Genomic DNA, 13,557 nt, shown 5'->3' with positions numbered 1-13,557 from the left:
CCGAGCGGCGGATGCCTGAGCAGGAACCTTGGTGGCGGGGGCCGGGGCGGAAGTGGCCTGGGCGGAACTGGGCTGAGCGGAAGGGGCCTGGGCGGAACTGGGCTGAGCGGCGGGCTGGGCCGGCTGAATGGTCGTCACGGTGCTCCTGGGAGGACGTTCGGCGGTTCAGTGGTTCCGAGGGGGTCGGCGGTCACCGTCACAGCTCGTCGAGGCGGTCGACGACGGCCCGCAGGACCTGTGCCGGGATGGTGCCCTCCGGGGCGGGCCGGTGGGGATCGATCCAGGGCCACAGCTCGGGGCCGACGACGGCGGCGGCCCGGTCGGGCTGGGCGCGCAGCGAGATCCCGTGCCGTTCGGCGAGCCGGGCCGCGTACAGGCGTTGGAGGCCGGGTCTCAGGGTGTGGGTGAAACCGTCCTCGGACGACATCCCCTGGGCGACCGCACGGCCCCAGTCGCCCAGCCGGGGTGTTCTGCTGCCCAGCAGCCGGACCGGTCTGCGGTAGCCGTGGTCCTGGGAGTCGAAGCCCGTCGCGTAGCGGGCGGTGAGCAGGGCGACCGCCGCGATGAGCACGGCGCCGGTGCCGGCCGCGGCGAATCCGCCGGCCAGGGCGAGGGCGGCCTCGGTGCCGGCCGCGACCGTGCCGAGCACGAGCAGCGTGTGGCGCGTGGAGCCGGGGGTCACCGGTCGCCCGCCGGGGCCCGGTCGCCGGTGGTCGCTACTCCTACGGCTGGCACGGCCTCCGGGGCTTCCACGGCGGCCAGTTGGGCCGCGATCGTGTCGAGGGCGGTGCCGGCCCGCCGCAGATGGCCGTCGTCCATCGGGTGGCTGGAGTACCGCGCCTCGCGGAAGAGCTGGGTCAGGTCCCCGGCCGCGGTCCCGGTCAGCGTCCCGCCGGCGACCGCGCGGTGCAGCAGGTCCGTCGGGCTGTCGGATTCGAGCCGGGCGATCCCTGACCGGGCGAGGGTGGTCTCCATCGCCGCGTAGCAGGCGATCACCGCGGCACGGGCGTCCTCACCGTGCAGGGCCCGGCGGCCGGAGTCGACGGCGCCGGCCAGCGCGCTCTCGGCGCTGTCCGGGTTGCCGGGGATCAGTTGGAGGCCGGGTCCGGCCTTGCCCGCCAGGTACCAGCGCAGCCAGCGGACGAGCGCGACGACGACCACGACCGCGGCCAGTACCGCTCCGACGACGAGCAGCAGATGGAACAGATCGAAGGACGATCCGGCGGTCGCCTGCCCGGTGGAGGACGGCGGCTGTGTCGGTGCCTCGGTGACGGGCGGCCCGCTCGCCGTCTCCGTGGGGAGGCTCTGGTCGGTCCGCGGCTCCGTGCCGGCCGGGCTGCTCCGGTGGCTCAGCAGCACGGCGACGGGCACCACCGCGGTGGCGGCGGTCAGCAGCAGGAGCGCCGCGTCCTTGAGCCGTTCGGCCACCGGGTCCGGGCTGTCGATGTGCTGCACGGCCCGGCGGTAGCGCGCGGCGAGCAGCGCGCCGCCCACCACGCACGCCAGGGCCAGCAGCAGCAGATACCCGCCGTGGTACGAGAGCGGGCCCGAGCCGTCCGGCGGATCGAGCACCGACCGGCCGCCACCCGCTCGCAGCGCACCGGCCGCGAGGACCAGACCGCCGATCGCGGCGGTGGCGAGCAGGAGGACCGGCCGACCGGTGATCCGGGCCAAGGTGTCAGGCGAGTCGCACAGCGCCGGCGAACGGCATCCAGCTCATCTTGCCGACCTCGACGACACCACCGGGGTGCGGGGCGTGCACGATCTCGCCGTTGCCCAGGTAGATGGCCACGTGGCTGATGCCGGAGTAGAAGAACACCAGGTCGCCGGGGCGCAGCTCGGACTGCGAGACGCGCGTGCCGTCGTTGATCTGGGTGTACGTGGTGCGGCTGATGCTGATGCCGGCCGAGCGGTACGCGGCCTGGGTCAGTCCCGAGCAGTCGTACGAGTTCGGGCCGGTGGCGCCGGAGACGTACGGCTTGCCGCGCGCGGCGAGGGCGAAGGCGATGGCCTGCGCGGCGCGGCCGCTGGCGGGGCCGTTGTACGTGTAGGACGCGCTGTTGGCGCTGCCGGACTGCTGGGTGTCCAGCGCGGCGACCTTCTTGCGGTCCTCGGCGGTGAGGCTGGTCAGCAGCTTCTGCGCGTCGGCGAGCTTGGCCGCGGCGGTCTTCTTCTCGGCGGCCAGCTTGGTCTGCGCGGCGGCCAGGTCCGCGACGCTCGCGGCGGCCTTGGCGCGCTCGGTCGTCGCGGCCGTCTGCTGGGTGCGGAATTCCTTGATGGCCTCTTCCTGCGTGGCCGACACACGGTCCACGAGGTGGGACTGCTCAAGGTACTTCTCCGGGTTGTCGGAGAGCAGCAGGGCGGTGGTCTGGTCGACGCCGCCTTCGCGGTACTGGGCGGCGGCGAACTGGCCCAGGGTCTCCCGCGCGTCGTTCAGCTTCTGGGTCTTCTTCGCGACCTCGGCGAGCAGCAGATCGGCCTTCGCGCGCTGCTGGTCGGTCTTCTCCTTCGCCGCGTTGACGTGCTCCGTGGCGGCTTCGGCCTTTTCGCGGAGGTCGTCGACCTGCGCCTTGACCTCGGTGATGGAGGGCTTCGCGGGCGCGGCGCTCGCGGACTCGCTCAGCAGAGTCACAGTGGCCAGCGCCACCGTCGTCAGGCCCACCACGGCACGCGGGCCGGTGGAGGCGAGTATTCGCGGGCGCGGTTTGCGGTGCGACGCCAAGGCAGACATTCCTTCCGTGGACCGCTTACCGGGTTAGCTGACGGGTTCGGGCGATGGAAGGCCGCCCTACGGTGCTCGCGTCCGTTGTGCGGACGTTCGCCCCGATTCACCCCAAGTCGTGCGCGTGGGTCCCCGGTTCCGGCCTTGCGGTCGGATTCAGCGGAGGCAGCTCGCCGTCGGCACTGCGCCGGCTTGTGGAACGAGCTGCCTAGCGGGCCACCGTAGTCAACTTGAGTGACTCTTGGGAAGTTTCCATCAGAAGGTGAGCGAAATCGCTTCGTTACCTTACCTATTGTGACCGTCCGTCCGAATGGCGGGCCGACAGCCGGGACCTGTCGGTCCGTCTGTCGATCCGTGACATTCGGGACGGGGGACTCAGGAAGGGCGGGAAGCGCCGTAAACCGGCATTTGGGTGATCGGTGCGATCTTGACGACCGTGCCGGTGTGCGGGGCGTGGATCATGTTGCCGCCGCCTATGTAGAGGCCGACATGGCTGATGTCGTCGTAGAAGAAGATCAGGTCGCCGGGCCGCAGGTCCGACATCGAGACGCGCTCGCCGGCCTTCACCTGGTCCCAGGTGGTGCGCGGCAGGGAGACGCCGGCCGCCTTCCAGGCCGCTTGGGTGAGCCCTGAGCAGTCGTACGAGTTCGGACCCGTCGCGCCCCACACGTACGGCTTGCCGATCGCGTTGCGGGCGAAGGCGATGGCCTTCTCCGCCTGCGACGCGGTGCTGTGCGAACCGGTTCCGCCGGTCCCCGGCGTCGTCCCGGAGCCGGTCTTCGCGGCCTCCTTGGCGGCGGCGTCCCGTGCGGCCTTCTCCTTCGCGGCGATCGCCGCGGCGCGCTTGCGGTCCTCCTCCGCCTTCTTGGCCGCCAGCGCCGCCAGCCGCGCCTTCTCCTGCGTGGTGAGGGTGTTGAGGAGGGTCTGCGCCGCCGCGAGCTTCTCCTTGACGGTCTCCTTCTCCGTCGCCAGCTTCGTCCGCGACGCGTTCAGCGCGTCGAGGCCCTTCACGGCCTCGGAGCGCTTCTGCGTCGTCGTGGCCTGCTGGGTGCGGAAGTTCTCGACGGCTTCCTTCTGGTTGCTGGTCATCCGCTTCATCTGGTGCGTCTGGTCGAAGAACTGCTGCGGATCGGCGGAGAGCAGGAACGTACTCGTCGTGTCGACGCCGCCGCTGCGGTACTGGGCGGCCGCGTACTGGCCCAGGACGCGCCGCGCGTCGTTGAGCGACTCGGTCCGCTGCGCGACCTGGCTCAGCAGCGCCTCGACCTTGGAGCTCTGCTGGTCGGCCTGCTCCTTCGCGCCGTTGTAGCGCTCGGTGGCGACCTCGGCGTCGTGGTTGAGCGCGTCGACCTTCGCCTGGACCTCTTCGATGGAGGGCGGCTGCGGCTGCGCGGGTGCCGCGCTCGCGGTCTCGCCGAGCAGGGTGACGGTGGCCAGTGGCGCCGCCGTGAGACCGACGGCCGCGCGGGGGCCGGTCGTGGTGAGCAGGCCGGCGCGTATGCCGGGGCGGGGTTTGCGGTGCGACGCCAAGGCGGGAAGTCCTTCCGTAAACCGCTTACCGGGTTAGCTGTCGGGTTCGGGCTGTCGGAAGGTCGCCCTACGGTTCGTGCGGAACGTCCTCTGCGGAACATCCGTGCGGACCGATTCACCCCAGTGGTTCCAGTGGGTCCCCGGCTGCGGCCTCTCGGCCGCACTCAGCGGAGACGGTCCGTGACGGCGTGTTGCCGAGGTGGAGGACGGACCGCCTGGCCGGCACGGTAGCCAACTCTCGTGTCCGGTGGGAAGGCCGGTGTCCGATAGGCCCGAAACCATTTCGTGATCTGTGCGCAGCGGTCGGATCCGGTCGCGGAGAGTGACGACTCTTTCAGGATCGGTCCACGTCCGGACGGACTCCGCCAAGCGGAGTGTGAGGTGTCAGTGGGGGCGCCTAGACTCGGGAAGCGATGAGCAGCCTCTTTGACGACAGCTTCCTGGCCGACCTCCAGGCCCCCGACCACGCGTCGGAATCCGTCCCGCCGCCCCCGGAGCACGGGTCCGCGCACCGGCCGGACGATGCCGCGGACGACCTCTTCGGCGGGCGCTTCAACGAGCCCCCGCAGGGTGGCCGGGACGCGTACTACCGGGACGGGGCCGCCCGCCCCGTCGTCGACCCCGCGCAGCTCCTGGAGGGGCTGAACGAGCAGCAGCGCGCCGCCGTCGTGCACGCGGGCGGGCCGCTGCTCATCGTCGCGGGCGCCGGATCCGGCAAGACGCGGGTGCTGACGCACCGCATCGCGCATCTGCTGGGTACCCGCGGGGCGCACCCGGGCGAGATCCTCGCGATCACGTTCACCAACAAGGCCGCGGGCGAGATGAAGGAACGCGTCGGCGACCTCGTCGGCGCGCGCGCCAACGCGATGTGGGTCATGACCTTCCACAGCGCGTGCGTGCGGATCCTGCGCCGCGAGAGCAAGAAGCTCGGCTTCACCTCCAGCTTCTCGATCTACGACGCCGCTGACTCCAAGCGGCTCATGGCGCTCGTCTGCCGGGACCTGGACCTCGACCCCAAGCAGTTCCCGCCGAAGGCGTTCAGCGCGAAGGTCTCGAACCTCAAGAACGAGCTGATCGACGAGGAGGACTACGCCCGGCAGGCGGAGAACCCCTTCGAGAAGCACGTCGCCGAGGCGTACGCGCTCTACCAGGCGAGGCTGCGCGAGGCCAACGCCCTGGACTTCGACGACATCATCATGACCACGGTGCACCTGCTCCAGGCGTTCCCCGACGTCGCCGAGCACTACCGGCGCCGGTTCCGCCACGTCCTCGTGGACGAGTACCAGGACACCAACCACGCCCAGTACACGCTGGTCCGCGAGCTGGTCGGCACCGGCGAGCACACCGCCGAGCTGTGCGTGGTGGGTGACGCGGACCAGAGCATCTACGCCTTCCGCGGTGCCACCATCCGCAACATCCTGCAGTTCGAAGAGGACTACCCGCAGGCGACGACGATCCTGCTGGAGCAGAACTACCGCTCCACGCAGACGATCCTCACGGCCGCCAACGCCGTCATCGAGCGCAACGCCGGCCGCCGCGCCAAGAACCTGTGGACCGACGCTGGCGACGGCCCGATCATCACCGGCTACGTCGCCGACCACGAGCACGACGAGGCGCAGTACATCGCCGAGGAGATCGACCGGCTGACGGACGCGGGCGACTCCCGCCCCGGTGACGTCGCCGTCTTCTACCGGACCAACGCCCAGTCCCGTGTCTTCGAAGAGGTCTTCATCCGCGTCGGGCTGCCGTACAAGGTCGTCGGCGGGGTGCGCTTCTACGAGCGCAAGGAGGTCCGCGACATCCTCGCGTACCTGCGCGTGCTGTCGAACCCCGAGGACACCGTCCCGCTCCGCCGGATCCTGAACGTGCCCAAGCGCGGTATCGGCGACCGGGCCGAGGCGATGATCGACGCCCTGTCGCTGCGCGAGAAGATCTCCTTCTCGCAGGCGCTGCGCCGGGTCGACGAGGCGTACGGCATGGCCGCCCGCTCCTCCAACGCGGTCAGGAAGTTCAACGAGCTGCTGGAGGAGCTGCGCACCATTGTCGAGTCGGGTGCCGGTCCCGCGACCGTCCTCGAAGCGGTGATGGAGCGCACGGGCTATCTGGCGGAGCTCCAGGCCTCCACGGACCCGCAGGACGAGACCCGTATCGAGAACCTTCAGGAACTCGCCGCCGTGGCCCTGGAGTTCGAGCAGGAGCGGGCCGCCGCCGAGGACGCGGAGCCCGGCACCCTCTCCGGGTTCCTGGAGCGCGTCGCGCTGGTCGCCGACTCGGACCAGATCCCGGACGACGAGGAGGGGGGCGGCGTCATAACGCTGATGACGCTGCACACCGCCAAGGGCCTCGAGTTCCCGGTGGTCTTCCTCACCGGCATGGAGGACGGGGTCTTCCCGCACATGCGGGCCCTGGGCCAGGCCAAGGAGCTGGAGGAGGAGCGGCGACTGGCGTACGTCGGCATCACACGGGCGCGCGAGCGGCTGTACGTGACGCGGTCGACGATGCGCAGTGCGTGGGGCCAGCCCTCGTACAACCCGGCCTCGCGCTTCCTGGAGGAGATCCCGCCCACGCTGATCGACTGGAAGCGGACCGGCCCGGTGGCCGCGCCGGGGGCCGCGATGTCGGCCGCCGCGTCGTCGCTGTCGTCCTCGCGCGCCAAGGCGGGCCCGAAGGGCTTCGCGACCCGGCGTGCCACGGACCGGCCGGTGATCGCGCTGACGGTCGGGGACCGGGTCACGCACGACCAGTTCGGCCTCGGAACCGTCGTCGGGGTCAGCGGTACCGGGTCCGACGCGCAGGCGACGGTCGACTTCGGCGAGGAGAAGCCGAAACGGCTGCTGCTGCGGTACGCGCCGGTCGAGAAGCTCTGACGGGGGGCCTCGCGCGCCTCCGGCGAGGGCCGGAGGCGGGTCGGGTGAGTGCGGTCAGCGGGGGTCGAGCCCGTGGGCCAGCAGCCACGGCAGCGGGTCGATCGGCGTACCGCCGTGCGGCCGGACCTCGAGGTGCAGGTGCGGGCCGGTGGTGTTGCCGGTGTTGCCCGAGTACGCGATGACCTGGCCGGCCTTGACCGAGCCGGAGCGGATCTTGGTGCTGCTGAGGTGGCAGTACCAGGTCTCGGTGCCGTCGGCGGCGGTCACTATGGCCATGTTGCCGTAGGAGCTGTTCCACTGCGTGCGGATGGTGCCGTCGGTCACGGACGACACGGGAGTGCCGGTGTCGACCGGGAAGTCGATGCCGGTGTGCAGCGCCATCCAGTTGACGCCGGACTGGCCGTAGTACGCGCTCAGTCCGCGCTCCGACACCGGCAGCAGGAACTTCGGCCGCAGGGCCTCCTTGCGCGCCGCCGCGTCGGCCTTCGCCTTCTTCGCTGCGGCCTCGCGGTCCTTGAGGTCGATCCGCTCCTGCGTACGGCTGGCGCGGGTCGCGAAGTCGTCCGCGTCGGAGGTGACTCCGGCGAGCTGCGTGTCGAGCTTCGAGACGGGCGCGTTCGTGGCGGTCTTGCCGGAGGCCTCGGTCTGCGTCGTCGCATGGGCGCCGGGCACGTCGCTGATGGCCGCGGCGGCACAGGCCGCCACACCCATGACCGCGACGGACGGCACCGCGATGGTCAGGAGCGCGGAGCGCTTCGCGGGCCGCTTGCGGCGGCAGCCGCTCCCGCCGCCGCGCGGGGCCGCCGGGACGTGGACCACATCGGTCTCGGTCTCGGACTCGGACCCGGTCTCGGACCCGGTCTCGGACCCGGTCTCGGCGTCGAGGTCGAGTGCGGGGTCCAGGTCGTGATCGAGGTGGAGGTCGGCGTCGGGTCCGGACTCGTGCGCGGGCGCCGTTTCCGGCTCGTACGCGAACTGAGTGGTGTAGTCGGCGCCGTACCCGTTCTCGTACTCGTTCCCGTTCCCGTAGTGCGGTGCTTCGGCCGACGGGCCGGCGTATCCGGGTACGGGCTCCGGTGCGTAGGTGTGCTCGACGGGCGCGGCCTGCGCGGGCACGGTGTAGACGCCGGTGTCCCAGGACATCGCGTCGTAGGTGCCGGTCGGGTAGCTGCCGGTGTCCTGACCAGGGGCGTTGTAGCCGTACGCCGGGTACTGGCCGGAGTCCCAGTTCTGCTGCGGCTGCTGCTGTTCCTGCTGGTGGAACTGCGGCTGCGGCTGGGCCGGGACGTGGGGCTGCTGCTGGGACTGCTCGGGGTACGTGGGGTAGCTGCCGGTCTGGGCCTGCCAGAAGCCGCTCGCGTCGTAGCTGCCCGTCTCGGAGACGGACGCGTCGTAGCCGTGCTGCGCCGGCTGCGGGACGAACGCATAGCTGCCCGTGGCGCCCGTGTCCGCGGTGCCGGTCATCGCTCCGAAGAGCGGATCGCCGTCCGCGAAGGTCGTGCCGATGTTCTGGTACGAGCCCGTTGAATAAGGGTCGTAGCCGTAAGCACCGTAGTCGGGGGCGTACCCCGACGGGTGACGATCGTTCACCGCCTACTTCTCTTTCGCCTCGGCAGCAGGAGAATTAGCGGTGACTGTAGCCCCCTACCCCCGACGGCGACAATCTTCGGCAGGCTCCGGATCCGGACAATGCCTTGTGTTCGAATTGAATTCGACGGCTATGCCGCGTTCTCGGCCCCCACCGCGAGCTCCTCGCCGGTCAGGGACTGCCGGATTCCGGCGGCCACGGCGGCGTGCACCGGCAGTGCGAGATGCCCGATTCCCGCGACTTGCACATTGTGTACCAGCAGGTCGGGATGGTCGATGCGGGCGGTTTCCACCGGGATCATCAATTGGTCCAGGTCGCTCCAGAAGGCGACGAAATGCGTGCGGCAACCGGGGGCCGGTTCCGTCAATTCGTTCATGAGATCGGAACCGGGGCGCATTTGCCGCACGATCGGGTGCGGCGTCAGCAGCGGGACGGCGCGGGTGCCGGAGTGCGGCGTTCCCAGCGTCACCACCGTGCGTACCCGGCTGTCACCACCGAGACGCTGTACGTAATAGCGGGCGATCAGACCGCCCAGGCTGTGGCCGACGATGTCCACCTGCCGCTGCCCGGTCTGTTCGCAGATCTGCTCGACATGACGGCCGAGCAACGCGGCGGCCGTACGGATGTCGCAGCTCAGCGGGGAGTAATTCAGAGCCTGGACGTGCGTCCAGCCGTGCTTTCGCAGGGAGCGGCGGAGAAGGGTGAATACCGAACGATTATCGACGAAGCCGTGCAGCAGCAGAACGGGAGGGTGTGCGGCCGCGACGGCCCGCAGTCGTGCCGTACCGGAATCCGCGTCCGTTTCCGTGTACGAGCCGCTGTGCGAGTCCGTGTGGGGGTCGTGGTCCGGGTCGGCGGAGGGGCCGGTGCCGGCGTCGGGCCGGTCGCGCTCGGGGAGGATGCCGGTCGGATAGAGGAAGAGATGGCCGGTCAGGATGACGAGCTCGAGAACCGCGGCGCGAATGGCCACCGCGCTGCGCAGCCAGCGGCCCGTGGCGACGGCTCCGAACGACAGGGCGCTCATGGCCCACCTCCCGTGCGGCACGACGGGAGACAGCTCCGTCCCCCGTGTGCCCTAGTCCGGAGAGCCGTACAGCGGACCCCGGCTCCCCGGGAACCCATCGGGCCCGCTGGCCACCTCCGGTGGAACGGAGGGCGGCGGCAGGCCCAACGTGTTGCGAACGTGTCCCACCGTGTGATTTCCCCCTCGCTCCGCACCGCGAAACTGTCGGGTGCGGGATGCTGGAGATAACGTTCGTTCACACTCGGTCCCACTTGAGGTCCCGCTCGGCCGGCGATGGCGCCGGCAATGTCATGGAGGCAGTGATGGGAGTGTCCGGTCCGATCCGCGTGGTGGTGGCCAAGCCGGGTCTCGACGGTCATGATCGCGGGGCCAAGGTCATCGCCAGAGCGCTGCGTGATGCCGGTATGGAGGTCATCTACACCGGCCTGCACCAGACCCCCGAACAAGTGGTCGACACCGCGATCCAGGAGGACGCCGACGCGATCGGGCTCTCCATCCTCTCGGGAGCGCACATGACGCTCTTCGCGAAGGTCCTGGACCTGCTGAAGGACCGTGACGCCCTGGACATCAAGGTCTTCGGCGGCGGCATCATCCCCGAGGCGGACATCGCCCCCCTCAAGGAACTCGGCGTCGCCGAGATCTTCACCCCCGGCACGCCCACCACGGACGCGGTGGCCTGGGTCCGGGCCAATGTCCGCCAGGGCGCCGAAGCCTGATCCCTCCCGGGAGCCGCCTCCCGGGAGGCGGCTCCCGGAAAGCCCGCCGCTCCGCCCCCCGGCCGGATCATGAGGCCGGGGCGGCCGGCGCCGGCGGTTCGAGCTCCGCGAGCATCACGGCCCGCAGCCGCAGCGTGCCGACCAGCCGCTGGAACGCCTCCGCCCAGTAGCTGCCCGCTCCGGGCGACCCGTCGTCCGGCTCTTCGGTCGCGGCGGTCAGGACGGTGAGCCGCTCGGCCTCCGCCGGGTCCAGACACCGTTCGGCCAGGCCCATCACCCCGCTGAAACTCCATGGATAGCTGCCGGCGTCCCGCGCGATGTCGAGCGCGTCGACCACGGCCCGGCCCAGCGGCCCGGCCCAGGGGACGGCGCACACGCCGAGCATCTGGAACGCCTCGGACAGCCCGTGGGTGGCGATGAACCGGGCCACCCACTCCGCGCGCTCCTCCTCCGGCAGGATGGAGAGCAGCTTGGCCGGGTCGCCGACCGCCGCGACCGGTGACGCGGGCGCCGGCGGGGGGCCGAGCAGGGCGCGGGCCCAGGCGGGGTCGCGCTGGCGCACCGCGGCCCGGCACCAGGCGGCGTGCAGATCGGGCTGCCAGTCGTCCGCCACGGGCAGCGCGATGATCTCCTCGGGATCACGGCCGCCGAACCGGGCCGTCCAGGTGGCCAGCGGCGCCGCCTCCACCAGCTGACCGAACCACCAGGCGCGCTCGCCGCGACCGGTGGGCGGATGCGGGGCGACGCCGTCCCGCTCCATCGCGGCGTCGCACTCGTACGGCGCCTCCACGAGGATGCCGATCCCCGCCACGTTCTCCCCGGTGCCGAGCGAGACGCAGCTGCGGGCCCGTTCGGCCATCCGGGCGGCCAGCGCGGAGCCGGGCAGCGCGGACAGCAGCTCGGCCGCGGTCGCCCGGACATTGCGGCTGCGGTCGGTCAGCGCCTGTTCCAGGAACGGCTCGTCGGCGGGTGACAGCCCGGCGCGCAGCGAATCGAGGAACATCAGCCGGTCCTCGGCCCGCTCACCGGTCCACGTCGACCGCAGCAGCGCGAGTGCGGCCGATGCGTCCTGGCCGCGCAGCCGGGTCAGCAGCGCCACCCTTTCGGCGAACAGGCCCTCGTCCCACAGCTGCCGGATCGCCGCGGGATCCCCGGCCGCCGGCTCCAGGCCCCTGACCCCGGCCCGCAAAGCGAACCGCCACTCCGGATTCAGCTCCGCCAGCCACAGCGCGCGGGGCCCGGCCAGCGCCAGGGCGTCGGCCCGCAGATCCGTTCTGGCGCGGGCGGCGTCCAGCAGGTCCGGGAGCAGGGCGGGCGGCGCGGCATAGCCGTACCGACCCGCCGCGGCGAGCCACTGCGGGAGCAGCTCGGCGAGGTTCGGGGCCGTGCCACGCCTTCCGGACGAGCCGCCGCCCGCCGAACGGTCCGCCAGCAGCAGCCCCAGCCTGCGGCGTGCCGCCTCGGGCAGCACCGGCCGCCCGTCCGGCGCGGCGGGCGCCGGCCGCTCCCGTGCCGCGGCCGGCCGTAGACCCGCACGACGGCTCACAGTGCCGATCGCCGCCGCGTCGAGCAGCTCGGTCGCCGGGTCCAGGGCCGGGTGCGGGCCGCCGGACGCCGGCGGTCTGCGGCGGTCCGTGCCGAGCAGTGCGCTCCCGACCAGGTCGGTCCAGCTGGCGTTCATCATTCCTCCGCGTTCCTCCTCGATGGCGCCCGCCGTGGGCCCGGACCGGGTCAGGCCCTACAACGGGACGGGGGTGGCGTCCGGGCCCCAGGCGGTGAGGGGGCGGACGCCGGTGTGGCCGAGCTCGGCGAAGAGCGTGACGGGGTGGCCGCCGGACACGGCGGCGAGCCGCCAGGGGCCGCGGCCGGCGATCGGCAGCGCGTCCTGGCCGTCGGCGTCGGCGAGCTGCCAGCCGCCGGCATCGGAGCCGGGTATGGGGACGACACCGGACAGGACGACCGGCCAGGCGTCGAGCCACGGGTCGTCCGCGAGGGCGGCCCCGTAGGCGGCGAGGGCGGGGCCGACCGGGACCCCGGCCGGCACCGGGCCGGGTGCGGCCGGGCCGTGGCTCTCGCCGAGCACGGCACGCAGCGGCCGGGCCGACGGGTGGAAGGCGAGCTCGGCGTCAAGGCTCAGCCCGAGCGGGAGCGCCAGTTCCGGTGCGCGGCCCGCGGCGCCGAAGGAGAGAAGCATCGCGACCCGGCCGGACCGGGCGCCGTGCAGCCAGATCCGACGGGTGGTCAGCCGGTCGTCCGACGTGTCGAGTTGGGAGAGCACCAGCCAGCGGTCCCGGACGGTAGGCCCGGCCAGCAGCTCGGCCGCGTCCGTGGTGAACCCGACGCGGGTGCGCACCGTGGCGGCCAGCGGGCCGGGCAGCCGCTGCTCGCCGAGGTAGCCCCGGGTGAGCAGATGGAGCAACGCGGACTCCTCCAGCAGCCGCGAGGGCCAGTCACCGCCACCGGCGGCGACGGCGCCCAACTCCCTGACCCGGGTGGCCAGTCCCGGTGCCTGGGCGTCCACCATCCGGGCCGCGATCTCGTCCCACTTCTGATAGCCCTCCCGGTCGGCGCCGGCCAGGCCGCCGCGCAGCAGGTCGGTCAGCCGCTGCTCCAGCTCCGTCACGCCCGCCGTCACCCGCTGGGCGCGCCGCTCGGCACGCCGCCGCGCGGCCTCCGGGTCGGCGGGTTTCGCCGGCCCGGCCGCGGCGGCCCTGGTCCGTTCCTGCCGGCTGTCGAGCCATTCGGTCACCCAGTCCGGCGCCACCGCCGGCCCGACGGCGCCGCCCGCCGCCTCGGACCACAGGAGCAGCAGCCCGAGCGCGTGCTTGCACGGGAACTTGCGGCTCGGACAAGCACACTGGTAGCCGGGGCCCTTCGTGTCCACGACCGTCCGGTACGGCTTGCTGCCGCTGCCTGCGCACAGACCCCACACCGCGGCCTCCGCCGTACCCGTACCGGACCAGGACGCGGGCATCGCGAGCCTGGCCCCGGCCTTCTGTGACGCTGCGTCAGGAGCGAGCGCCAGCACCTGATCCGTAGTCCACCGTTCCTCCATGACACGACCGTAGGTGCCGCCACTGACAATGCGTCCGACCTGCGGCTTCACCCGT

The 13,557-nt window shown here is 72.1% G+C and carries 10 protein-coding genes and 2 riboswitches; of the genes, 2 read left to right on the top strand and 8 right to left on the bottom strand.

Translation table 11 applies throughout. The annotated features are described in order from the left end of the window. Nucleotides 1–196: 196 nt before the first annotated feature. The 4 genes from C6N31_RS02515 to C6N31_RS02500 all read right to left on the bottom strand — a co-directional run bounded on the left by C6N31_RS02515 (nucleotide 197) and on the right by C6N31_RS02500 (nucleotide 4,252). The gene (locus C6N31_RS02515; protein WP_138352969.1) at nucleotides 197–682 is read right to left on the bottom strand and encodes a hypothetical protein; all 486 of its coding nucleotides are present in this window, start codon (nucleotides 680–682) and stop codon (nucleotides 197–199) included. Then, nucleotides 679–1,674: a DUF4129 domain-containing protein gene (locus C6N31_RS02510; protein WP_138352970.1), complete on the bottom strand. Its 996-nt coding sequence runs from the start codon at nucleotides 1,672–1,674 to the stop codon at nucleotides 679–681. Before C6N31_RS02510 ends, C6N31_RS02515 begins: the two co-directional genes overlap by 4 nt. 4 nt (nucleotides 1,675–1,678) lie before the next feature. After that, the gene (locus C6N31_RS02505; RefSeq protein WP_306664929.1) at nucleotides 1,679–2,731 is read right to left on the bottom strand and encodes a C40 family peptidase; all 1,053 of its coding nucleotides are present in this window, start codon (nucleotides 2,729–2,731) and stop codon (nucleotides 1,679–1,681) included. Then, nucleotides 2,730–2,894: riboswitch (cyclic di-AMP (ydaO/yuaA leader) on the bottom strand. (Overlaps the previous gene by 2 nt.) Nucleotides 2,895–3,097: 203 nt before the next feature. Then, the gene (locus C6N31_RS02500; protein ID WP_198357073.1) at nucleotides 3,098–4,252 is read right to left on the bottom strand and encodes a C40 family peptidase; all 1,155 of its coding nucleotides are present in this window, start codon (nucleotides 4,250–4,252) and stop codon (nucleotides 3,098–3,100) included. Between the two features lie 6 nt (nucleotides 4,253–4,258). Continuing rightward, nucleotides 4,259–4,432: riboswitch (cyclic di-AMP (ydaO/yuaA leader) on the bottom strand. A 233-nt stretch (nucleotides 4,433–4,665) separates the two neighbouring features. Between C6N31_RS02500 and pcrA the strand changes: the two genes are divergently transcribed. Next, nucleotides 4,666–7,119, top strand: coding sequence for a DNA helicase PcrA (pcrA, locus tag C6N31_RS02495; protein WP_138352973.1), 2,454 nt, complete (start codon nucleotides 4,666–4,668; stop codon nucleotides 7,117–7,119). Nucleotides 7,120–7,173: 54 nt separating this feature from the next. On the opposite strand, the gene C6N31_RS45870 is transcribed toward pcrA, so the two are convergent. Next, nucleotides 7,174–8,709, bottom strand: a complete 1,536-nt coding sequence (locus C6N31_RS45870; protein WP_198357072.1) for a M23 family metallopeptidase — start codon at nucleotides 8,707–8,709, stop codon at nucleotides 7,174–7,176. 128 nt (nucleotides 8,710–8,837) lie between these two features. Beyond that, nucleotides 8,838–9,731, bottom strand: a complete 894-nt coding sequence (locus C6N31_RS02485) for an esterase/lipase family protein (RefSeq protein ID WP_164294976.1) — start codon at nucleotides 9,729–9,731, stop codon at nucleotides 8,838–8,840. A gap of 302 nt (nucleotides 9,732–10,033) precedes the next feature. Between C6N31_RS02485 and icmB the strand changes: the two genes are divergently transcribed. Then, nucleotides 10,034–10,447 carry a coenzyme B12-dependent isobutyryl CoA mutase small subunit gene (icmB, locus tag C6N31_RS02480; protein WP_138352976.1) on the top strand — a complete coding sequence of 138 codons (414 nt, stop codon included), beginning with the start codon at nucleotides 10,034–10,036 and terminating at the stop codon, nucleotides 10,445–10,447. 67 nt (nucleotides 10,448–10,514) lie between these two features. On the opposite strand, the gene C6N31_RS02475 is transcribed toward icmB, so the two are convergent. Together C6N31_RS02475 and C6N31_RS02470 are read right to left on the bottom strand one after the other, a co-directional pair. Beyond that, nucleotides 10,515–12,131 (bottom strand): DUF5691 domain-containing protein, encoded by a 1,617-nt coding sequence (locus tag C6N31_RS02475; protein ID WP_138352977.1) that lies wholly within the window; start codon nucleotides 12,129–12,131, stop codon nucleotides 10,515–10,517. A gap of 54 nt (nucleotides 12,132–12,185) precedes the next feature. Further along, nucleotides 12,186–13,502 carry an SWIM zinc finger family protein gene (locus tag C6N31_RS02470; protein ID WP_198357071.1) on the bottom strand — a complete coding sequence of 439 codons (1,317 nt, stop codon included), beginning with the start codon at nucleotides 13,500–13,502 and terminating at the stop codon, nucleotides 12,186–12,188. Nucleotides 13,503–13,557 lie beyond the last annotated feature (55 nt).

Source organism: Streptomyces fildesensis (assembly GCF_016107395.1).
GTDB classification, from domain to species: domain Bacteria; phylum Actinomycetota; class Actinomycetes; order Streptomycetales; family Streptomycetaceae; genus Actinacidiphila; species Actinacidiphila fildesensis.
The sequence above is the reverse complement of the archived record's forward strand: the minus strand, read 5'-3'. Positions and strand labels throughout refer to the sequence as shown.